We start from the raw sequence: 22188 nt of genomic DNA, 5'->3' as shown, positions 1-22188 counted from the left end.
TCCTTCCTCCCACCACGACCAGGGTCTCATGCGCAGCTGGTGCACGGCCCCCGGGCTTGGAGCCCGGGACGACGAACGCGTCGAGATCGGCGAGTTGTTCGGTCCTCACACAGGTTTTGTTGTCGCCGTCGAGGTCGCCACCGCACCGCACCGCGTCCGGCGGGGGCGCGCGCGGCGCGCACCCCCGAGGGACGAGCCGGGGAGCTCAGGTAGCGGTCGCCCCGGCTGCGGCGCGCCCCGCCTGGCGCCCGGAGAAGATGCAGCCGCCGAGGAACGTGCCCTCCATGGAGCGGTAGCCGTGGACTCCGCCCCCGCCGAAACCAGCGACCTCCCCCGCGGCGTAGAGACCGGGCACCGGATTTCCGGCCGAGTCGAGGACACGGCCGGAGAGGTCGGTCTGGAGGCCGCCGAGGGTCTTGCGGGTGAGGATGTTGAGGCGCACGGCGATCAGCGGCCCGGCGCCCGGGTCGAGTATCCGGTGGATGGGCGCGGTCCGGCTGAGGGCGTCGCCCGGATAGGCGAGGGCGTTGCGGATGCCCATGACCTGGGCGTCCTTGCTGTACGGGTTGTCGATCTCACGGTCGCGGGCCTCGATCTGCCGTTGCAGCGCGGCCAGGTCGATCAGGCCGTCGCCGGTCAGTTTGTTCATACCGGCGACGAGTTCGGGAAGTGTCGAGGCCACCACGAAGTCGGCGCCCTTGTTCTTGAACCGCTCGATCGGCTCGGGGGTCTGCCAGATCCGGGACAGCAGTTTGAGGATGTCCTTGTTGGTCAGGTCCGGGTTCTGTTCGGATCCGGAGAGCGCGAACTCCTTGGCGATGATCTTCTGGGTGGTGACGAACCAGGAGTAGTCGTAGCCGGAACCGGTGATCGACTTGAGGGTGTGCAGCGTGTCGTAGCCGGGGATGTCCGGGCTCGCGAAACGCTTTCCGGTCGCGTCGAACCACATGGACGACGGACCGGGAAGGATCCGGATGCCGTGGTTCGGCCAGATCGGGTCGTAGTTCCTGAGCCCCTCGGTGTAGTGCCACATCCGGTCGGGGTTGACGATCCGTCCACCCGCCTTCTGCGTGATCGCCAGCATGCGGCCGTCGACGTGCGCGGGAACGCCCGTGACCATGAACTTCGGTGCGGTGCCGAGACGGGCCGGCCAGTTCTGCCGTATGAGGTCCTGGTTGGCGCCGATCCCGCCGGACGTCACGACGACGACCGGGGCACGGAGTTCGAAGTCGCCGACGACCGTACGGGAGCTCGGCTTGCCGCGGGCCGCGTCGCTGGGCTCCAGGACGGCGCCCCGGACGCCGGTGACCGCACCGCCGATGGTCACCAGTTCGTCCACCCTGTGCCGGAACTTGAACGTCACCTTGCCGTCGGCGACCGCGGCCCGCACCTTCTTCTCGAAGGGTTCGACCACCGCCGGGCCGGTGCCCCATGTGACGTGGAAGCGGGGTACCGAGTTGCCGTGTCCGTCCGCGAGACCGCCGCCGCGCTCCGCCCAGCCGACGACGGGGAACCACTGCACTCCCAGGCCGGAGAGCCAGGAGCGCTTCTCGCCCGAGGCGAAGTCCACGTAGGCCTCGGCCCACTTGTACGCCCAGTAGTCCTCGCCCGCCGGGTCGCCGACTCCGCGGTCGAACCCGGCCGTGCCGAGCCAGTCCTGCCAGGCGAGGTCGTGGGAGTCCTTGATGCCCATCAGGCGCTGTTCGGCGGAGTCGACCATGAACAGGCCGCCGAACGACCAGAACGCCTGGCCGCCCAGGCTGGCCTCGGGCTCCTGGTCGAGGAGGAGGACCTTGCGTCCGGCGGCGGCGAGTTCGGCCGTGGCGACCAGCCCGGCGAGCCCGTGTCCCACGACGATGGCATCCGCGTCCTGCGACGCGGCGGCGAACGCGGGAACGCCCTGGGCGAGGGTCGCCGCCGCGAGCACTCCGCCGGCGACGGTCAGCGCACGACGCCGGGTGATCACGACCGGGGCGGGTGTGTTCTGCATGGGCTGCCTTCCGGGAGCGGGCAAAGGGGCGGGAGACGCACGCGGTGCCCTTGCGGCGGCAAGGTGTTACCGAAGGTAGCCCAGGGGGTCTCGTACGACCAGACCGCTGCACGACGCAAAACTCACTGAACTCCCGTGAGAGGGAGAGGAGTTCGTGCTCTGCACCAGACGCCCGGTCCGGCTGTCGAAGCGCAGGTCATGTCGTTTCCCCTCCTCCTCGACCCTGTCCCCGGCGACTACTGCATACGGGTCAGAGGGCGGCCTCGGGATCGCCTGGCTGCGTACGATCCCCCGGTGGTCGTCTTCCATCTCGAACGCGTCACCCCGATTCCCGTCGAGCGGGCATGGCTCCGGCTCACGGACTGGCCGCGCCACGCCGACGTGGTGCCGTTGACCCGGGTCGGGGTGCTCACTCCGCCGCCGACCGGTGTCGGCACCGTGTTCGTGGCGCGTACCGGGGTCGGGGCGCTCGGCTTCGATGACCTCATGGAGGTCGTCGTCTGGCGGCCTCCCTCCTTGTGCCGGCTGGTCAAGCGGGGGCGGCTCGTCACGGGCTGGGCGGAGATCGAGGTGTTGCCGCACGGGGACGGGGGCTCGCGTGTGGTGTGGCGGGAGGATCTGGCGGTACGTCCGCTGCCGGCGTTCTTCGATGCGCCGCTCGGGTGGGCGGCCCGGTGGATGTTCGGGCGCGCGGTCGACGGGCTGTTGGGGTGCGGACCGGGGCCCGGTGTCAGTGGCGGTGTCTACAGTCCTTGACCTTGAACCCTCCCCCAGCTGAAGCAGGGGGATTCCTGGCTCAGGAATCCCTGCAGGTCAACGACCTGAAAGGTCTTACTCCCTCAACGCCACCCGGGACGGAACCTGCCCGGTTTGTACAGCAAAGTCAGGTGGTGATTGTGCTGGCTTGGTTCTCGCGCAACACGTTGTACGCGCTTGGTTCTCGCAACGCACAGCGCACAGCCTACCCGTCACGTACGCGGTCTTTCGCCCTAAGGGCGAAATCCCGTTTCCTGCCCTGCTCCGCAGGAGCTTCGTTTCCTCCCCCGGCTCAAGCCGGGGGTATCCACGAAGGAAAACCCCGATGACCGAGGAGGAGAGCGAGCAGATCGGGCAGCGAGGCGAGCGAAGGCCTGGGGTCAGCGAAGGCGGGGTCAGCGAAGGTCTGCGGCCAGGGTCTCAGGCCACCGATCCGATCCGCCCCGCCGGCGCCGAAGTGACGTCGTGGTGAATCGGGGTGTGGGCGCCCGTGAGGGAGACGCCGCTGCCGCCCCGGCGGGCCGCGACGATCTCCGCGGCGATGGACAGGGCCGTCTCCTCGGGCGTGCGGGCGCCGAGGTCGAGGCCGATCGGGGAGCGCAGGCGTGCCAGCTCCAGTTCGGTCACACCGACCTCGCGCAGCCGTGCGTTGCGGTCCAGGTGAGTGCGGCGCGAGCCCATCGCGCCGATGTACGCCACGGGGAGGCGGAGCGCCAGCCGTAGCAGCGGGACGTCGAACTTGGAGTCATGGGTGAGTACGCACAGCACCGTACGGCCGTCCGTCTCCGTGCGCTCCAGGTACCGGTGCGGCCACTCGACCACGATCTCGTCCGCGTCCGGGAAGCGGGTGCGGGTGGCGAAGACCGGGCGCGCGTCGCACACCGTGACGTGGTAGCCGAGGAACTTACCGATCCGGACGACCGCGGAGGCGAAGTCGATCGCGCCGAACACGATCATCCGGGGTGGTGGGACGGAGGACTCGACCAGAACGGTGAGCGGTGCTCCGCACCGTGAACCCCGCTCTCCGATGTCCACGGCGCCGGTACGGCCCGCGTCCAGAAGGGCGCGCGCCTCCGCCGCCACGGTGCGGTCGAGTTCCGGGTGGGCGCCGAAGCCGCCCTCGTACGCACCGTCGGGACGTACGAGCAGTGCCCGGCCGAGCAGTTCGGCCGGGCCGCTCACGATTCTCGCCACCGCCGCCGTCTCTCCACGCGCCGCGGCGGCGAGCGCCGCCGCCAGCAGCGGGCGGACCGTGTCGCCCACCCGCACCGGCGTGACCAGGATGTCGATGACGCCTCCGCAGGTCAGGCCGACCGCGAAGGCGTCCTCGTCGCTGTACCCGAAGCGCTCCACGACGGTTTCGCCGTCCTGGAGTGCCTGGACGCACAGCTCGTAGACCGCGCCCTCCACACAGCCGCCGGAGACCGAGCCGATCGCCGTGCCGTCGGTGTCCACCGCGAGGGCGGCGCCTGGCTGGCGGGGGCCGCTGCCTCCGACCGCCACCACGGTGGCGACGGCGAAGTCACGTCCCTGCTCGACCCACCGGTACAGCTCGTCGGCGATGTCCAGCATCTCTCGGTCTCCCTTACGAAGTTGACGGCGTTCACGGGGATTGGCCCGGTCGCTGCGGGCGCGGCGTTCCTAACGCACGCCCAGCCAGCTTTCGATCGGATGGAGGGCGAAGTAGACCAGGAAGATCACGGTCAGGCCCCACATGAAGGCGCCGATCTCCCGCGCCCTGCCCTGGGCCGCCTTGATGGCGACGTACGAGACGACACCCGCGGCCACGCCTGTGGTGATCGTGTAGGTGAACGGCATCAGGACCACGGTCAGGAACACCGGGATCGCGGTGGCGCGGTCGGCCCAGTCCACATGACGGGCGTTCATCAGCATCATCGCGCCGATGACGACCAGGGCGGCTGCGGCGACCTCCTGGGGGACGATCGCCGTCAGCGGCGTGAAGAACAGGCAGGCCGCGAAGAACAGTCCGGTCACGACGGAGGCGAGGCCCGTGCGCGCGCCCTCGCCGACCCCGGTGGCCGACTCGATGAACACCGTCTGCCCGGAGCCGCCCGCCACACCGCCGATGGCACCGCCCGCGCCGTCGATGAACAGCGCCTTGGACAGACCCGGCATCCGGCCCTTGTCGTCGGCGAGCCCGGCCTCGGTACCGACGCCGATGATGGTCGCCATCGCGTCGAAGAAGCCCGCGAGCACCAGCGTGAAGACGATCATCCCGACGGTCATCGCGCCGACCTTGTCCCAGCCCCCGAACTCGACATGGCCGAAGAGCGAGAAGTCGGGCATCGACACGGCGCTGCCGTGCAGTTCGGGGGCGCCGCCCGCCCAGGCGCCCGCCTTGACGACACCGGCGGCGTTCAGGACGGCGGCGACGACCGTGCCGCCGACGATGCCGATCAGGATCGCGCCGGGGACGTTGCGGGCCTGGAGCATGAAGATCAGCAGCAGGGTCCCGGCGAAGAGCAGGACGGGCCAGCCGGTGAGTTCCCCCGCCGGGCCGAGGCTCAGCGGGGTGGCCTTGCCCTGGTGCACGAAGCCGGACTTGTAGAAGCCGATGAGGGCGATGAACAGACCGATGCCCATCGTGATCCCGTGCTTGAGCGCCAGCGGGATCGCGTTCATGATCATCTCGCGGAGTCCGGTGATCACCAGGAGCATGATGACCACCCCGTAGATCACGCACATGCCCATGGCCTGCGGCCAGGTCATCTGCGGGGCGACCTGTGAGGAGATCACTCCGGACACGGAGAGGCCGGCGGCGAGGGCGAGCGGCACCTTGCCTACGAAGCCCATCAGGAGGGTGGTGAGGGCCGCCGCGAACGCGGTCGCGGTGATCAGGGCCTTCTGGGCGAGCGTGTCCCCTGCCGCGTCCTTGCCGGACAGGATCAGGGGGTTGAGCAGCAGGATGTACGCCATCGCCATGAAGGTGGTGACGCCGCCGCGCACTTCGCGCGCGATGCTGGATTCCCGCTGGGATATGTGGAAGTACCGGTCGAGCCAGGACCGGCCGGCCGGGACGCGGGCTCCCGCGCCCGCGTCCTCTGCGGTGGTCCTGGGCTCCACTGACTGCTGGGTCATGGCGCCATCTCCCAAGGTTCAAAGGGGCACCCGCAGACGTCGCCGTCGGCGACGTACGGGATTTGGGATCTGTCACGACCCGGGGGACGGCCCGAGGCGTTACGTGGTACTGCGACTGCTGCCGATGCCGGGTGGCCGTGGGGTGGAGCTGTTGCCCGGCGTCGGGGTGCCGCTGCGCCACCCGTGCCGCGGCGGGGCGGCACGGGACATGCGGCGAGCGGACGTTACGCGGTTCCCGTGAGGTGTTCGGGACGTACCGGCGTGCGGTTGAGCTCCAACCCCGTCGCTTCGCGGATCGCCGCGAGTACGGCCGGAGTCGAGGACAGGGTGGGTGCCTCGCCGATGCCGCGCAGTCCGTACGGGGCGTGGTCGTCGGCGAGTTCGAGCACATCGACCGGGATGGTCGGCGTGTCGAGGATGGTGGGGATCAGATAGTCCGTGAAGGAGGGGTTCCTCACCTTGGCCGTCTTCGGATCGACGACGATCTCCTCCATGACCGCGATGCCGAGGCCCTGGGTGGTGCCGCCCTGGATCTGGCCGATGACGGACAGCGGGTTGAGGGCCTTTCCGACATCCTGGGCGCAGGCGAGTTCGATGACCTTGACCAGGCCCAGTTCGGTGTCGACCTCCACGACGGCGCGGTGCGCGGCGAAGGTGTACTGGACGTGGCCGTTGCCCTGGCCGGTGCGCAGGTCGAAGGCTTCCGTGGGCCGGTGCCGCCATTCGCGCTCGATCTCGACGGCCTCGTCGCCGAGTACGTCCACCAGGTCGGCGAGGACTTCGCCGCCGTCGGTGACGACCTTGCCGCCCTCCAGGAGGAGCTCGGCGGTGGCCCACGCGGGATGGTAGGAGCCGAACTTGCGGCGGCCGAGCTCCAGCACCCTTTCCCGTACGAGTTCGCACGCGTTCTTCACGGCACCGCCGGTGACGTACGTCTGGCGGGAGGCCGAGGTCGAACCCGCCGAGCCGACCTGGGTGTCGGCGGGCTGGATCGTCACCTGTGTGACGCCCAGTTCGGTGCGGGCGATCTGGGCGTGGACCGTGACGCCGCCCTGGCCGACCTCCGCCATCGCCGTGTGCACGGTGGCCACGGGGACGCCCGCGATGACCTCCATGCGCACCTTGGCGGTCGAGTAGTCGTCGAAGCCTTCGGAGAAGCCGACGTTCTTGATGCCGACCGCGTAGCCGACGCCCCGTACGACGCCTTCGCCGTGGGTGGTGTTGGACAGTCCGCCGGGCAGCTGCCGTACGTCCGCGCCCTCGGAGCTCTCCCACTGGCGCTCGGGCGGCATGGGCATCGCCTTGACGCGGCGCAGGAGTTCGGCGACCGGGGCCGGGGAGTCGACGCGCTGGCCGGTCGGCATGATCGTGCCCTGCTCCATGGCGTTGAGGCGCCGGAACTCCACCGGGTCCATGCCCAGTTCCCTGGCCACCTTGTCCATCTGCGCCTCGTAGGCGAAGCACGCCTGGACCGCGCCGAAGCCGCGCATGGCGCCGCATGGCGGGTTGTTGGTGTAGAGGGCGATGGCCTCGATGTCGACGTCGTCCACGACATAGGGGCCGATGCCCAGCGAGGAGGCGTTGCCGACGACCGCGGGGGACGCGGAGGCGTAGGCGCCGCCGTCGAGCACGATCCGGCACTTGACGTGGGTGAGCTTGCCCTCGCGCGTGGCGCCGTGCTCGTAGTACAGCTTCGCGGGGTGGCGGTGGACGTGCCCGAAGAAGGACTCGAAGCGGTTGTAGACGATCTTGACGGGCTTGCCGGTGCGCAACGCCAGCAGGCATCCGTGGATCTGCATCGAAAGGTCCTCGCGCCCGCCGAACGCGCCGCCGACGCCGGACAGCGTCATACGGACCTTCTCGGGCGGCAGGCCCAGGACGGGCGCGATCTGCCGCAGGTCGGAGTGGAGCCACTGGGTGGCGACATACAGGTCGACGCCGCCGTCCTCCGCCGGGACCGCGAGACCGGACTCGGGACCGAGGAAGGCCTGGTCCTGCATGCCGAAGTGGTACTCGCCCTTGACTATGACATCCGCCCTGCCCGCGGCCTCGGCGGCGTCGCCGCGCACGATCGGCTGGCGGTGGACGATGTTCGGGTGCGGGACGTGTCCGATGTGGTGGTCGGTGCGGTTCTCGTGGACGAGGACCGCGTCCGGCGCGGTCGCGGACGCCTCGTCCGTGATGAGCGGCAGTTCCCGGTACTCGACCTTGATCTTGGCCGCCGCGCGGCGCGCGGTCTCCGGGTGGTCGGCCGCGACGATCGCGACCGGTTCCCCGTGGTGGCGGACCTTGCCGTGGGCGAGGACCGGGGTGTCCTGGATCTCCAGGCCGTAGTTGCGTACGTCCGTGGGCAGGTCGTCGTACGTCATGACGGCGTAGACGCCCGGCAGGGCGAGAGCCTCGGAGGTGTCGATGGACACGATCTCCGCGTGGGCGACCGTGGAGCGCAGGATCTGGCCCCAGAGCATGTCCTCGTGCCACATGTCCGAGGAGTACGCGAACTCTCCGGTGACCTTGAGGATGCCGTCCGGGCGGAGCGTCGACTCGCCGATGCCGCCCTTGGTCGGGGTACCCTGAGTGATCTTGGTGGGAGCGCCGTTGGGCATGCTCAGACCCCCTCGGACTGGCGGGCGGCCGCCAGGCGGACCGCGTCCATGATCTTCTCGTAGCCGGTGCAGCGGCACAGGTTGCCCGACAGCGCCTCACGGATGTCCGCGTCGCTCGGGTTGGGATTGCGTTCCAGCATCTCGTCGGCGGCGACGAGCAGGCCCGGGGTGCAGAAGCCGCACTGGACGGCGCCCGCGTCGATGAACGCCTGCTGGATCGGTGAGAGCGGCACGCCCTCGCCGGTCTGGGAGTCGGTGCCCTTCGCCCGCCAGCGTTTCGCCTCGTCGAGCGAGGTGCCGCAGGAGCCGGTCGCGCAGCCCTCGGCGGGGCCGTCGGAGCGCTGCTGGGCGTACTCGGCGAGTCCTTCGACCGTGACGATCTCGCGGCCCTCCGCCTGTCCGGCGGCGACCAGGCAGGAGCACACGGGCACGCCGTCCAGGCGGACCGTGCAGGAGCCGCACTCGCCCTGTTCGCAGGCGTTCTTGGAGCCGGGGAGGCCGAGCCGCTCGCGCAGGACGTACAGCAGGCTCTCGCCCTCCCATACGTCGTCGGCTTCCTGCGGACGTCCGTTGACCGTGAAGTTGACGCGCATTACGCAGCTCCCTCCGAAGTGCGGGCGGTGCCGCGGTACGACTCCCAGGCCCAGGTCAGCGTGCGCCGTGCCATGACGCCGACGGCGTGGCGGCGGTAGTCGGCGGTGCCCCGGACGTCGTCGATCGGGTTGCAGGCCGCGGAGCACAGGTCCGCGAACTGCTTGGCGACCGACGGGGTGACGATCTTCCCGCTGTCCCAGAAGCCGCCCTCGTCGAGCGCCGCGGCCAGGAACTCCTCGGCGGCCTTGGCGCGGATCGGGGTCGGCGCCGCCGAGCCGATGCCGGTGCGGACCGTGCGGGTCTCCGGGTGCAGGGCGAGGCCGAAGGCGCACACCGCGATGACCATGGCGTTGCGGGTGCCGACCTTGGAGTACTGCTGGGGCCCGTCGGCCTTCTTGATGCGGACGGCGCGGATCAGCTCGTCGGGCGCGAGCGCGTTGCGCTTCACACCGGTGTAGAACTCGTCGATCGGGATGAGGCGGGTGCCGCGCACGGACTCGGCCTCGACCTCGGCGCCGGCCGCGAGCAAGGCCGGGTGGGCGTCGCCCGCCGGGGATGCCGTGCCGAGGTTGCCGCCGACGCCGCCGCGGTTGCGGATCTGCGGGGAGGCGACCGTGTGGGAGGCGAGGGCCAGGCCCGGCAGCGGGGTCCGCAGCTGCTCCATGATCGTCGTGTACGGGACCGAGGCCCCGAGCCGCACACTGTCCTCGCCGACCTCCCACTCCTGCAGTTCCCCGATGCGGTTCAGGTCCATCAGGTACTCGGGCCGGCGGTGGTCGAAGTTGATCTCGACCATCACATCGGTGCCACCCGCGATCGGTACGGCGGTGGGGTGCTCTGCCTTGGCGGCGAGCGCCTCCTCCCAGCTTGCGGGGCGAAGGAAGTCCATGACCGGCTCTCTTCTTCGTCTCATGGGTCGTACGAGGCGCACGGGTCGTACGGTCGTACGGATCGAGCCGCCGGTGCGGCGGAACGGCTCGTTCTGGCGGTGTCCTCGGCTGCTCTCCTGGTGCTCTCAGCGCGGAGTGAGGTCAGTACACCGCCCCGGTCTCTCCCCGGGTCAGTCACCGAAACCATGAAGGAATTGGCTGACCACAAGACCCATCTTGTAGATTCATATGAACGGAGGCCATCAGTAACCTCACCGTTTTCCTCTGGAAACACAGCACACAGCCGGGGGACAGCGGGAGCACTGCTTCCGAACCCTGGGCCGACGCCCTGGGGGATCGAACGCGGATTTCCGGACAAGAACGGCGGCAACGAGACATGCGGCTGCGCGCACTGCTGAACACCGACGCGCTGGGGCTGCGGCTGCTCGGCGGCGAGGACGAGCTGGACCGCACCGTGCGCGGTGTGATGACCACGGATCTCAAGGACCCCAGCCGATATCTCTCCGGCGGAGAACTGGTCCTCACGGGCCTGGCGTGGCGGCACGAGGCGGCCGACTCCGAGCCCTTCGTCCGTATTCTCGCAGGTGCGGGGGTCGCCGCGCTCGCCGCGGGCGAGGCGGAACTGGGTGACATCCCGGACGACCTGGTCATCGCCTGCGTCCGGCACCGGCTCCCGCTCTTCGCCGTCCACGAGTCGGTTGCCTTCGCGACGATCACCGAGCATGTCGTACGGCAGGTGTCCGGCGAGCGGGCAGGGGACCTCGCGGCAGTGGTGGACCGGCACCGGCGGATGATGACCTCGGGCCCGGCGGGCGGCGGCCCGGACGTCGTCCTGGACCTGCTCGGCTCCGACCTGGATCTGCGCGCCTGGGTCCTCTCCCCCACCGGCCGCCCGATCGCCGGCCCCGCACCGGGGCTCACTCCGGACGTCTGCGCCCGGCTGGCCGCGGAGCACCTCGCGGCGGCGCGAGGCGGACGCCGGGGGCCGCACCGGGTGACCGTCGGCACGACGACCTACTCGCTCTTCCCGGTCCGCAGCTGGGGTCACCGCCCGGGGGAAGCCGCCCCGGGGCGCACCGCCGACGGCGCCCGGGACGTACGGGATGCGGGAGACGTACGGGATGCGCGGGACGTACGGGAGATGGCCCTGTCCGACTGGCTGCTCGCCGTCGAGGCGGACGCCGGGGACTGGCCCGAGGAACGGCTGGACCTGCTCCAGGGCGTCACACAGCTGATCGCGGTCGAGCGGGACCGCCGGGACGCGGCGCGCACGGTACGCCGGCGGCTAGCGCAGGAGGTCCTGGAGCTGGTGCAGTCCGGCGCCGCGCCCGCCGAGATCGCTGCCCGGCTGCGGGTGGCGGCACCCGTGCTGCTGCCCGGCCTGGGCACGGCGCCGCACTGGCAGGTGGTCGTGGCCCGGATCGACTGGGACGCCAAGGACGGCAAGGAGGCCGAGGGCAGCCCGGTCGCCCAGTCGCTCCTGGAGGAGATCCTGGTCGATCCCCGGTCCGCCGGGCCGGAGCACTCCGACCGGATCGCGGTGGCCCAGACGGGCGACGAGGCGATCGCGCTCGTGCCGCTGCCTTCCGTCGGCTCGCTTCCCTCGCCGCCTTCCGCTCCCTCCGTGCCTTCGGCTCCCCCGGAATCCGGGCGGACCGAGGGCTCCGAGGCGGGCCCCCAGGTGGGTATCCAGGCGGATGCCCTGCTGGCGGCCGTACGGGGCCCGCTGTCCGCGGGGCTCGACGAGGACGGGCGCCTCACGCTGGGCGTCAGCGCTCCCGTGCACTCCGCCGAGGGGCTGCGCGGCGCCCTGGAGGAGGCGCGGCACGCCCGTCGGGTCGCCGCGGCCCGCACCGGCCGGGTCTGCGCGGCCGGACACCAGGAACTGGCCTCGCACGTACTGCTGCTGCCGTTCGTCCCGGACGACGTGCGCCGCGCCTTCACGGCCCGGCTTCTGGACCCCCTGCGCGAATACGACCGCAAGCATCGCGCAGATCTGATTCCGACTCTGGAGGCGTTCCTGGAGTGCGACGGCTCCTGGACGCGCTGCGCGACCCGGCTGCACCTCCACGTCAACACGCTGCGCTACCGGGTGGGACGCATCGAGCAGTTGACGGGCCGTGACCTCTCACGCCTCGAGGACAAGCTCGACTTCTTCCTCGCGCTGCGCATGAGCTGAGGCGACGCCGGCGCACCCAGGACTACGGGGGTCCGCCGGCACTGGGGCCTCTCGTCTGGATCAGGCCGGGCTCGCGGCTTCCCCTGCTCGCGGCCGGGGCCGGGCCCCGGCCGCTGCTGGTCGGCCACCGGGCAGGCGCGGCGATGGACCGTTGCCGTTGAAAACTCCCGGCGCGTAGCGCACGCTTGGCGGAGCCTATTCGACTGTGCAGGCAAGAAGGGGGCGCCGGATGCAGCAGCCAGAGGACAATCTCCTGGCGGAAGCCCTCGGCAGCATCCATCAGGGTGGGAAGTTCGCCTCCCGGTTCCTCAAGAATGACATCGCCGAGTTCGACCGCGAACTGCCTCTGGGTTTCGATCTCGCCCTCGAGCGCGCCCGCACTGTGCTGACTCGACTGGCTGGTGGAGTGAACCCGGAGTTGGTGGAGGCTGACACGGACCGAGTGACGTTCCGCGTGCTCACCGGAGGCGGATACCTCGACATGAACCCGGTGGTGGTGACCGTCGATGCGACTCGCGGCGGAGAGCGGACCACCACGCTGCATGTGCGGGCAATCGCGAAAGAAGGTCTGGTCAAGCAGCGTGCCGGTCGGAAAACAGCCGAGCGTGTCGCCGCGCTGCTGGATGGAGCCGCCCCAAGTCCATGAGCGGCACAACTGCGAGAACCCTCGCAAGGACGGGGTCGGCCAACGGTCGGAGGCTTCCTCGTCCGGTCGGTGCGAGGGCTTTTGCGGGTAAGGCGTCACGCGTTGTCCGAGCGGCGTCAGCCCGTGGACTCCGTCGGGGCGCCCGGTTTGGGCAGCAGTCGAGCGCTGAGACGGTCCGAACTCGGCCAGCGCACATCGTGGACCCAGCGAAGCTTCTCGAACACCCAGATGAGGCGGGCCGCCGGGTCGAGCTGACCCGGCAGCACGCCGTGGCGCGCAGCCGTGGGGTCGGCGTGATGTGAGTTGTGCCAGCTCTCACCGAAGGACAGCAGTGCGAGCGGCCAGAAGTTGGTGGCCTTGTCCCGGCCGGCGAAGGGGCGCCTGCCTGCCACATGGCAGATCGAGTTCACCGACCAGGTGACATGGTGCAGCAGCGCCATCCGTATCAAGCCGGCCCAGAAGAACCCGGTGAGCGCACCGGTCCAGGTCCCGGTGACGAACCCGCCGACAAGCGCCGGGCCCAGGAGCGAGACGGCGGTCAGCGGCCCGAAGAGTCGACCGACGAGCCGCATATCGGGATCGGCGGCGATGTCGGGCGCGAACCTGGCCCGATTGCTCAGTTCACGCTTCAGCATCCACCCGATGTGCGCGTGGAGAAGTCCCTTGAGCAGCGCGCGTGTGTCGGTCCCGTAGCGCCAGGGCGAGTGCGGGTCACCCTCGCGGTCGGCGAAGGCATGGTGGCGCCGGTGATTCGCCACCCACTGGACCGGCGAGCCCTCGACCCCCAGCGAGCCCGCGACCGCCAAAGCGACGCGCAGGCCCCGCCGCGCCTTGAACGAGCGGTGCGTGAAGAGACGGTGGTAGCCAACCGTGAGACCGAAGCCGGACACGAGGTAGGCGACCACGGCCATGCCGATGTCCAGCGCGGACAACCCCCATCCCCACGCCAACGGCACCGCGATGATCAGGCAGATCATCGGGCCCACGACAAAGGTCCACATCGCGGCCGCCGCCGCGGCCGTCTGGGGGGCGTCGAGCAGCGGCTTGACTCCGGCCTCGGTATCGGATTCATGTTCGGTGGCGGTCTGTTCGGTACGGTCGACGTTGCTCGGCTTCATCGGTTCCTCACCATCGCTCAAGCCTTTGGAGCCGGCGCCGGACCGACCTGGCTCACGCACCCGTGCGCTTTCAACTCCTCGGCGGTGCGGGGCTCACGATCGCACTGGGCAGCATCCGAGCAGGTCGTCGCGGATGTCCAGGGCATGAACGTCGCGGGACTTGCTCCCCGTCGGATTCCGGCAGGAGCTTTGGTCCTCGTCAGAGGGCCGCGTCAACCCGCGCAGTTGGTGACGGGGCGGGGCCGACCGGCGCGGCCCCGAGTCCCTGCCGGCCGCGCGGAGAGAGGCGACACCATTTCCGCTTGGCGGCAAAGAGCTCGTACTCCCGGGACTCCGCGAACCGCCTGATGGCATTCCAGTACCAACTGCCGCCTCCCCTGCCCCACGACGAATGCCCAGAGGTGGGCACCAGCAGCACCCGCACGACCATCGTCGGACCGTAGTGCGGCCACCGCACGCACCCGCCACACGCCCCCAACGATCACTCATAAGGGTGACGCCGGAACGGTTGCCCAGGCCCGCTCCGCCGAACGCCGTGCGGGAGCCCACGACGGTCTCAGCCCCGATTCCGCGGCGCTCCGCAGCACAAGACGCTCTCTCCTCGACGTCAACTCCTGGACATCCTCGCCGGAACCAAGTGAAAACTTTCACACCCCCCCTTGGCCCCGCGCCGCGATTGGTGCTGGAATGCCGCCACCACTCAAAGCTCGATGGCGCGCTGGGGAGGGCAACGTGGCGCATACCGCCATGTCTGGTTCCGGAACGACCGCAGGTGACGATCCACTCCAGACCGCGGTGTGGCGGCTGCGCTCACGCGCTTGCTGGGCCGACGCGGCAGCCCTGCTCCAGGGGCGGACGGCCGGGGCCTCGCTCCAGCGGGCCGCTCTGCTCGTGGAGCGGTGCCTGTACACGGAGCAGGGCTGGGAGGACGCCGAGGACGCGCTGCGCACGGCGGAGGCGCAGGCGCACAGCGACGAGGAGCGTGGCGCAGCGGCCTGTGAGCGCGGGCAGCTGGCGTACACCGCCACGCTCCACGGCGTAAGAGACCGCGCGGACGAGGCGCGGGCGGCGCTCGGCCGGGCCGCCGCGCTGATCCCGCCGGACACTCCGGGGCGGGCTCTGCTGGACTTCCGGCGGGGCCTCATCGCCGAGAACCTCGCCCACGCTCCGCAGGCCGCCGAAGCCGCCTACCGGCGCGCCCACGCGAACGCCTCGGCGCACGGCGACGAGCTGCTGCTCTCCTTCACCTGGCGCCATCTGGCCGGACTCGCGCTGCGCGAGGGCGAACTCGCCGAGGCCCGGCGGGGCTTCGGCGAGTCGCTGCGGATCCGGGAGGAGCTGGGTTACCTGGTCGGTACGGCGCCGGCGCTGGCGTCGCTCGCGGACGCGGAGACCGAACCCGAGGCATCGCGGCTGCGTGCCGAGGCCGCGCGGCTGTCCCGGCTGCTGGGCGGCGTACCGACCTGGCTGGCACGCCATCTGGCGTCGGCACAGCCCGCGACGGGACCAGCGGCGTCGTAGGGGCGGGGCGGCGCGTGCCTGGGACGGACGGGCAGGCAGGTGGCCGACGCCCGGGCCTCCCCGCCAGGAGCCCGGACGGCTCGCCGGCCGGCCTTGCGTCGCCCACGGCCCGGCCCTTCCCCGGGAGCCGGGGACGGCTCACCTCCGTGTCACAGGGCCCGGCGGCCCGCACCCCCGGCTGTCCGCCCGTCAGAAGCCCGGACGGCTCGTGTCGTCGTTTGCCGCGGGGAGGTCCGTGTCGGGCGGCGGGGGCCCGCAGGGCACCCCGGCTCAGGACCCCCCGGCGAAATGCTTCAGGACCAGCGACTGCACCACCGGCAGGTCCTTCGCCGTCAGCGCGTCCAGCAGGGCCGTGTGTTCGGCCGCGTCGGCGATGAGGTCGGCGCGGCGGCGTGGGGCGGTGCCGTCGACGAGCGGCCACTGGGCCCGGCGGTGCAGGTCCTCCGCGATGCGCACCAACTGCTCGTTGCCCGCGAATGCGAGGACCGCGCGGTGGAAGGCGCGGTCGGATTCGGCGTAGGTCGACCAGCATCCGGAGGACGCGGCCCGTACGGTCGCATCGGCCAGCGGGCGCAGCTCCGCCCAGCGTTCGCCGGGCACCGTGCGGGCGAGCCGCAGCATCACCGGTACCTCGATCAGGGAGCGGATCTCGGCGAGTTCGCCGAGCTCGCGGGCACCGCGCACGGCCACGCGGAATCCGCGGTTCGGTACGACCTCGACGGCGCCCTCCAGGGCGAGTTGCTGCATCGCCTCGCGCACCGGGGTCGCGGACACCCCGAAGCGGTCGCCGAGAGCCGGTGCCGAGTAGACCTCCCCGGGCGTCAGCTCGCCCTCCACCAGGGCGGTGCGCAGGGCGTCGAGGATCTGCCCGCGCACGGAGGCCCGCTGCACGACCGGACGCGGGGCGTCCCCTGTACGAGGAAGCGGGATCGGCGACTCGCTGTGCGTGTGCTCACCGCGCGCGCGGCCCGCGGAGGGGGCCCCCTCCCGGGCTTCGTCCTCGGACCGCAGCCGCGTGGCCGTGCGCGCGCGGACGCCGGGGGCCTCCGCCCGCGCGGAGTCCTGCGCACGGCGGGATGGGGCCTGCTCCACGGGCTCCTCCTCCGGTCCTGGCGGTGGTTGTCGGTGTGCGGGGCATGCACGGGGTCTGCGGTTTGCCGTAAAGCACCATAGGCACCTTACGCTCCGGTTCAAGTACCGAACCCTTCAGGTAAGGTTAGGCTTACCTACTAAAGCTCTTGGAACGGCGGCCCCGCATGCCACTGCCCGCCCCGCCCACCTCATCCGTGTCGCCCTTCGCGGACGCGTATGCCCGGCTCACCCGGGTGTTCCCGGGGCTGAGCGTCACCGAGCTGGGCCCCGGTGAGCCGGCCCCCCAGGGCGACGGCTGGACCCCGGCCGCCGGGCTGGCGCAGGGCGGAGCCGCTCTGGACGCTTTCCTCGCCTGGGACGAGGAACAGATACGGCGCGACTACGGACAGCGCGCCCGCCCGGACGTCGTGGCGGGCTTCGGGCTGCACCGGTACGCGTGGCCCGCGTGCCTGCTGATCACCGTGCCGTGGTTCCTGCACCACCGGGTACCGCGCCTGCCCGTGGAGTCCGTCACGTTCCAGCGCACCCTCGGCCGCATGGCGGTGCGGACCGGCGCCTTCGCCTGCCTGCCGGACGACCCGGCCGCCGCGCTCCCCGGGGCCCGGGCGGTGGCGGACGAGGAGGCCCTGCGGGCCGAGGTGCGCGAGGCCGTGGCCGGGCATCTGGGTCCGGTCCTGTCCGGATTCGGGCCGCGGACACGGCGGCGTGGACGCGCCCTGTGGGGCATGGCGACGGACGAGGTGGTCGAGGGGCTCTGGTACGTGGCCGGGCTGCTCGGGGAGGAGCACCGTGCGGTACGAGAGCTGGAACTCCTGTTCCCGGGCACGGCCAAGCCGTACGCCGGTTCGGCCGCGTTCCGCGAACTCAGCGGCCCGGACGGTGTACCGCTGCTCACCCGCGACCGGGTGAGCTGCTGTCTGTTCTACACACTGCGCCCCGAGGACACCTGCGCCACCTGCCCGCGCACACGAGACACGGACCGCGTCGCCCGACTGGCGGTTTCCGCGGCCGGCTGACACCATTTCAGGCCATGATCCCGGCACCGGAGGCGTGCCGCGGGCCCCAAGATCCGGGGTACTCTTTTTCGAACTCAACTCCCGCCCGTCAAGCGGCAGTTCGAACAGAACGCCGCCCCGGGCAACCCCTTGCGCTTCCTTGGCGGCCTCTTGCCCCGAAACCCCCCTGAGGTCCGGTGGGATTGGGCCACTATGGCGGGCGTTACGCCTATCCCAATGCAAGGGACCACAGATGAGACTGACCGACATATCGCTGAACTGGCTGCTTCCGGGCGCCGTCCTGCTCCTGGGCATGCTGGCGGCGGTGGCGGTGCTCGCGCGTGGCAAGCGGTCCAAAGAGAGTACGAGTGCTGACGACTCCTGGGAGCGCAGCGAGGAGCGCCGCAGGCGCAAGGAGGCCGTCTACGGCACGGCCTCCTATGTTCTGCTCTTCTGCTGTGCGGCCGTCGCCGCGGCACTCTCGTTCCACGGCCTGGTCGGTTTCGGCCAGCAGAACCTCGGGCTCACCGGCGGCTGGGAGTACCTGGTCCCGTTCGGCCTCGACGGCGCCGCCATGTTCTGCTCCGTGCTCGCGGTGCGCGAGGCCAGCCACGGTGACGCGGCGCTCGGCTCCCGCATCCTCGTATGGACGTTCGCGGGCGCGGCGGCCTGGTTCAACTGGGTGCACGCACCGAGGGGCATCGACCACGCGGGCGCCCCGCAGTTCTTCGCGGGCATGTCACTGTCGGCCGCGGTCCTCTTCGACCGCGCGCTGAAGCAGACCCGCCGCGCGGCGCTGCGCGAGCAGGGCCTGGTGCCGCGCCCGCTGCCGCAGATCCGTATCGTCCGCTGGCTCCGGGCCCCCCGTGAGACGTACAAGGCCTGGTCGCTGATGCTCCTGGAGGGAGTGCGCAGCCTGGACGAGGCGGTCGAGGAGGTCCGCGACGACCAGCGCCAGAAGGAGCGGGAAAAGGCGCGCCGACGTGAGCAGCAGCGGGTCGAGCGTGCACAGCTCAAGGCGATCAGCCGCGGCCATCGCTCGCTGACCGGCGGAAACGGCGGGCGCCAGGTCGATCTGCCGACCGTGGAGCGGGCCACCGCCCCGGGCTCCCCGGAGCCTGCCATAGCGGCGCCGGAGCTTCCCACGCGTACCCGTCCCTCGTTGCAGCCGGTCCGGAAGTCCTCCACTGACGTGACGGTCGACCTCACCGCCGAGGATGACACGATGGCTCTGCCCCGGCTCGACTCCCTGGAGCGCAAGCTCAAGGACCTCGAGCAGCAGTTCGGCTGAGGCCGGGCAGACGGGAAGTACGGGAGGGGGCGCGGCGCGACGCCGCGCCCCCTCCCGTGCGTCGCCTTCCGGTGCGTCAGCCGGCGTCAGGCGACGTCAGGCTGCGTCCGGGTCCAGTTCGAACCACACCGCCTTTCCCACGCCATGACTCCTCACCCCCCACGCGTCCGCGAGGGACTCGACAAGGATCAGGCCCCGGCCGTGCGTGCCGTCGTCGATGTCCGGCATGCGTGGCCGGGGCCTGCGTGCCACGAAGTCCCGTACCTCCACCCGCAGACCGTGTGCCGACACGGTCGCCGTGAGGACCGCCTCCTGGTCGGTGTGTATGAGCGCGTTTGTGACCAGTTCACTGGTCAGCAGTTCGGCGATCTCGGACTTCCCCGGCCTTCCCCAGTGGCCCAGCAGCTCCCGCAACGCCCTGCGGGCCTCGGGCACCGCCCGTAAGTCGGCTCGCCCCAGCTGGCGTCTGAGCTGCGGAGATCCCGGCCGGTCCGGAGCCCCGTCGGTCGTCGCCTCCGTCTTGGTCACTGCCTTCTTCGCCGAGGAGGCCCCGATGACCACGGGACCGCCCCCTCTGGCTTGCCTCTCCATGACCCCCGCCCGTGGCTGGATGCCGATTCCCCCTGCTCGAACATGTCCACGGGAATCCATGCCCCCTCACACGGTTGCCAGTCATGTCGAATCGTCAACTACCACTCACACATGGCCAAATGAATGCGGTCCAGGTCGGCGCCAGGCAGGCCACAACGGCCATATACAGGCGCACGACGGCCCTCCGGCGCGCCGACGGAGCATCAGGTGTCAACGCCACAATTACTCCAATCGAATTCTTCTTCATATTGTCGGCATGTCTGACATGACGGATATATAGATCGTCTGTACGTTCAATCTCGCATCGGCTTACAGCCGACGTCTCTCAGACAGGAGAAGTGACATGGCAACGCGTTCCACCGCTGTTACCGCCGCGGCCGCGGCGGCCGCGGCCCTGGTGGCCACGGGCATCACCTACGCTTCCGCGGCATCCGAGCCCGCGCAGGCTGCTCCGGTCGCCCGGCAGGTCGCGGCCGCCCCCCTCAATGGCAGCAGCAGCAACGACAACGGCAAGGGCAACGAGGGCGAAGACCACGGCGACCACGGCGACAACAACGACAACGACCACTACGGTTTCCACGACTACGGCCGTATCCACGTCAACGAGCGCGACTACTCCGCCGCGCCGGGTGGCTGCATCACCGTGGTCAGTGGCCTCGGTTCCAACACCCTCAACGTCCGCAACGACAGCCGGAGGACCGTCGAGGTCTTCCAGGGCGCCACCTGCGACAACGGCGCCCCGATCGCCACGGTCGGCCCCTGGAGCTCCAGCAACGGTCTCCGCCCCCGCAACATCCGCGACGGTGTGAGGGTCCGGAACGGTGTGGTGGGCAGCCTCCGTGTCGTCCGTGACTTCTACTTCCACCACGAGGAGAACGAGCACGAGCACGGTGGCGGCGGTTACAGCGGCGGCAAGTGACCGAGTCGCAGGCGAGTGACATGACATACGAGAACCCCGGCCCGCCGGAATCGGGCCGGGGTTCCGGTCTTGTGGGCGCCCTGTGGCGCCGATGTGCCGTGCGTCCCCGCGTGTGTGCCGCGGCCGTACACATGCCGCCGGTCAGGGCCGGGGCACGTTGCGCAGATTGGAACGTGCCATCTGGACCATGCGGCCCACTCCGCCGTCCAGCACGATCTTCGAGGCGGAGAGCGCGAACCCCGTCACCATCTCCTTGCTGATCTTCGGCGGGATGGACAGCGCGTTGCGGTCGGTGACGACATCGACCAGGGCCGGACCCTTGTGCCGGAAGGCGTCCTTCAGCGCACCCGCGAGCTGCTTGGGCTTCTCCACCCGGACGCCGTAGGCGCCGCACGCGCGGGCCACGGCCGCGAAGTCGGGGTTCGTGTTGGCGGTGCCGTACGACGGCAGTCCGGCCACCAGCATCTCCAGCTCGACCATGCCCAGGGCGGAGTTGTCGAACACCACCACCTTCACCGGCAGGTCGTACTGCACCAGGGTGAGGAAGTCCCCCATCAGCATGGAGAAACCGCCGTCGCCGGACATCGACACCACCTGGCGGTTCCGGTCGGTGAACTGCGCGCCGATCGCCATCGGAAGCGCGTTCGCCATCGAGCCGTGGGAGAAGGAACCGATGATGCGGCGCCGTCCGTTGGGAGATATGTAGCGGGCGGCCCAGACGTTGCACATACCGGTGTCGACGGTGAAGACCGCCTCCGGGTCGGCGAGCTCGTCGAGCACCGAGGCCACATACTCCGGATGGATCGGGACGTGCTTCTCCACCTTTCGGGTGTACGCCTTGACGACGCCCTCCAGCGCGTCCGCGTGTTTCTTCAGCATCTTGTCGAGGAAACGGCGGTCCTGCTTCATCCTCACCCGCGGGGTCAGACAGCGCAGGGTCTCGCGCACATCGCCCCACACCGCCAGATCCAGTCTGGAGCGGCGGCCCAGGTTCTCCGGCCGTACATCGACCTGGGCGATCTTCACATCGTCGGGCAGGAACGCGTTGTACGGGAAGTCGGTGCCCAGCAGGATCAGCAGATCGCACTCATGGGTGGCCTCGTACGCGGCGCCGTAGCCGAGCAGTCCGCTCATGCCGACGTCGTACGGGTTGTCGTACTGGATCCACTCCTTGCCCCGCAGGGCGTGCCCCACCGGGGACTTGATCTTGCCCGCGAACTCCATGACCTCGGCGTGGGCGCCCGCGGTGCCGCTGCCGCAGAAGAGGGTCACGTGCTCCGCGCCGTCGATCATCCGTACGAGTTGCTCGATCTCGTGGTCACCCGGGCGCACGCTGGGGCGGGAGGTGACAAGTGCGGTCTCCGCCGACCTGGCGGGGGCGGGCTGGTCGGCGATGTCGCCGGGGAGGGAGACGACGCTCACGCCGCTGCGGCCGATCGCGTTCTGGATCGCCGTGGTGAGCAGGCGGGGCATCTGCCGGGGGTTGGAGATGAGTTCGCTGTAGTGGCTGCACTCGCGGAACAGCTGGTCCGGGTGCGTCTCCTGGAAGTAGCCGAGGCCTATCTCGCTCGAGGGTATGTGCGAGGCGAGGGCGAGCACCGGGGCCATCGAGCGGTGGGCGTCGTAGAGGCCGTTGATGAGGTGGAGGTTGCCGGGGCCGCAGGATCCGGCGCAGGCGGTCAGCCGGCCGGATATTTGGGCCTCGGCGCCCGCCGCGAAGGCGGCGGTCTCCTCGTGTCGCACATGCACCCAGTCGAGGGCGGAGCTGCGGCGGACGGCGTCCACGACCGGGTTCAGGCTGTCCCCCACCACGCCGTACAGACGCTTGACTCCGGCGCGGGCCAGGATGTCGACGAACTGATCGGCGACGTTCTGCTTGCCCATGGAACCACGCACCCTTC

At 70.5% G+C, this 22188-nt stretch carries 18 protein-coding genes; 8 read left to right on the top strand and 10 right to left on the bottom strand.

All coding sequences use genetic code 11. The features are described 5' to 3' along the window. Positions 1 to 205 precede the first annotated feature (205 nt). On the bottom strand, positions 206 to 1990 hold the full coding sequence (locus tag ABZ845_RS14990; protein WP_360978450.1) for an FAD-binding dehydrogenase: 1785 nt from the start codon (positions 1988 to 1990) through the stop codon (positions 206 to 208). Between the two features lie 294 nt (positions 1991 to 2284). Between ABZ845_RS14990 and ABZ845_RS14985 the strand changes: the two genes are divergently transcribed. Then, on the top strand, positions 2285 to 2746 hold the full coding sequence (locus ABZ845_RS14985) for an SRPBCC family protein (RefSeq protein ID WP_360978447.1): 462 nt from the start codon (positions 2285 to 2287) through the stop codon (positions 2744 to 2746). A gap of 420 nt (positions 2747 to 3166) precedes the next feature. Here ABZ845_RS14985 and ABZ845_RS14980 read toward each other — a convergent pair whose 3' ends face one another. The 5 genes from ABZ845_RS14980 to ABZ845_RS14960 all read right to left on the bottom strand — a co-directional run bounded on the left by ABZ845_RS14980 (position 3167) and on the right by ABZ845_RS14960 (position 9934). After that, complete coding sequence (locus tag ABZ845_RS14980; protein WP_360978444.1) at positions 3167 to 4318, bottom strand: XdhC/CoxI family protein; 1152 nt, start codon at positions 4316 to 4318, stop codon at positions 3167 to 3169. A 69-nt stretch (positions 4319 to 4387) separates the two neighbouring features. Then, positions 4388 to 5845 (bottom strand): NCS2 family permease, encoded by a 1458-nt coding sequence (locus tag ABZ845_RS14975; protein ID WP_360978441.1) that lies wholly within the window; start codon positions 5843 to 5845, stop codon positions 4388 to 4390. 224 nt (positions 5846 to 6069) lie between these two features. Then, a complete protein-coding gene (locus ABZ845_RS14970) occupies positions 6070 to 8451 on the bottom strand; it encodes a molybdopterin cofactor-binding domain-containing protein (RefSeq protein WP_360978438.1) in 2382 nt (793 codons plus the stop codon). A gap of 2 nt (positions 8452 to 8453) precedes the next feature. Then, positions 8454 to 9044, bottom strand: coding sequence for a (2Fe-2S)-binding protein (locus tag ABZ845_RS14965; protein ID WP_360978435.1), 591 nt, complete (start codon positions 9042 to 9044; stop codon positions 8454 to 8456). Next, on the bottom strand, positions 9044 to 9934 hold the full coding sequence (locus tag ABZ845_RS14960) for an FAD binding domain-containing protein (protein WP_360978432.1): 891 nt from the start codon (positions 9932 to 9934) through the stop codon (positions 9044 to 9046). Before ABZ845_RS14960 ends, ABZ845_RS14965 begins: the two co-directional genes overlap by 1 nt. A 377-nt stretch (positions 9935 to 10311) precedes the next feature. On the opposite strand from ABZ845_RS14960, the gene ABZ845_RS14955 reads away from it, so the two are divergent. Beyond that, a complete protein-coding gene (locus ABZ845_RS14955) occupies positions 10312 to 12114 on the top strand; it encodes a PucR family transcriptional regulator ligand-binding domain-containing protein (protein WP_360978429.1) in 1803 nt (600 codons plus the stop codon). A gap of 229 nt (positions 12115 to 12343) precedes the next feature. Next, on the top strand, positions 12344 to 12760 hold the full coding sequence (locus ABZ845_RS14950) for a hypothetical protein (protein ID WP_360978426.1): 417 nt from the start codon (positions 12344 to 12346) through the stop codon (positions 12758 to 12760). Between the two features lie 116 nt (positions 12761 to 12876). Here the strand turns inward: ABZ845_RS14950 and ABZ845_RS14945 are convergent, their stop codons facing one another. Further along, positions 12877 to 13878, bottom strand: coding sequence for a fatty acid desaturase (locus ABZ845_RS14945; protein ID WP_360978424.1), 1002 nt, complete (start codon positions 13876 to 13878; stop codon positions 12877 to 12879). A gap of 302 nt (positions 13879 to 14180) precedes the next feature. Between ABZ845_RS14945 and ABZ845_RS14940 the strand changes: the two genes are divergently transcribed. Next, on the top strand, positions 14181 to 14321 hold the full coding sequence (locus ABZ845_RS14940; protein ID WP_360978421.1) for a hypothetical protein: 141 nt from the start codon (positions 14181 to 14183) through the stop codon (positions 14319 to 14321). A gap of 304 nt (positions 14322 to 14625) precedes the next feature. Beyond that, positions 14626 to 15399, top strand: a complete 774-nt coding sequence (locus ABZ845_RS14935; protein WP_360978419.1) for a hypothetical protein — start codon at positions 14626 to 14628, stop codon at positions 15397 to 15399. Positions 15400 to 15669: 270 nt separating this feature from the next. On the opposite strand, the gene ABZ845_RS14930 is transcribed toward ABZ845_RS14935, so the two are convergent. After that, on the bottom strand, positions 15670 to 16410 hold the full coding sequence (locus ABZ845_RS14930; RefSeq protein WP_360978623.1) for a GntR family transcriptional regulator: 741 nt from the start codon (positions 16408 to 16410) through the stop codon (positions 15670 to 15672). Positions 16411 to 16655: 245 nt separating this feature from the next. Between ABZ845_RS14930 and ABZ845_RS14925 the strand changes: the two genes are divergently transcribed. Both ABZ845_RS14925 and ABZ845_RS14920 read left to right on the top strand, forming a co-directional pair. Continuing rightward, positions 16656 to 17507, top strand: a complete 852-nt coding sequence (locus tag ABZ845_RS14925) for a (2Fe-2S)-binding protein (RefSeq protein WP_360978416.1) — start codon at positions 16656 to 16658, stop codon at positions 17505 to 17507. A 232-nt stretch (positions 17508 to 17739) separates the two neighbouring features. Continuing rightward, on the top strand, positions 17740 to 18777 hold the full coding sequence (locus ABZ845_RS14920) for a DUF2637 domain-containing protein (RefSeq protein ID WP_360978413.1): 1038 nt from the start codon (positions 17740 to 17742) through the stop codon (positions 18775 to 18777). Between the two features lie 96 nt (positions 18778 to 18873). Here the strand turns inward: ABZ845_RS14920 and ABZ845_RS14915 are convergent, their stop codons facing one another. Then, positions 18874 to 19338 (bottom strand): ATP-binding protein, encoded by a 465-nt coding sequence (locus ABZ845_RS14915; RefSeq protein WP_360978410.1) that lies wholly within the window; start codon positions 19336 to 19338, stop codon positions 18874 to 18876. A gap of 373 nt (positions 19339 to 19711) precedes the next feature. Here ABZ845_RS14915 and ABZ845_RS14910 point away from each other — a divergent pair, with 373 nt between their 5' ends. Then, positions 19712 to 20287: a hypothetical protein gene (locus tag ABZ845_RS14910; RefSeq protein ID WP_360978407.1), complete on the top strand. Its 576-nt coding sequence runs from the start codon at positions 19712 to 19714 to the stop codon at positions 20285 to 20287. Positions 20288 to 20428: 141 nt separating this feature from the next. Here the strand turns inward: ABZ845_RS14910 and ABZ845_RS14905 are convergent, their stop codons facing one another. Next, the gene (locus ABZ845_RS14905; RefSeq protein WP_360978404.1) at positions 20429 to 22171 is read right to left on the bottom strand and encodes a pyruvate dehydrogenase; all 1743 of its coding nucleotides are present in this window, start codon (positions 22169 to 22171) and stop codon (positions 20429 to 20431) included. Positions 22172 to 22188: the final 17 nt, after the last annotated feature.

The sequence above is a fragment of the Streptomyces sp. NPDC047022 genome (genome assembly GCF_040644155.1).
Lineage (GTDB): Bacteria > Actinomycetota > Actinomycetes > Streptomycetales > Streptomycetaceae > Streptomyces.
Note: the sequence above shows the minus strand (reverse complement) of the source record. Positions and strands in the feature narration are given on the sequence as shown.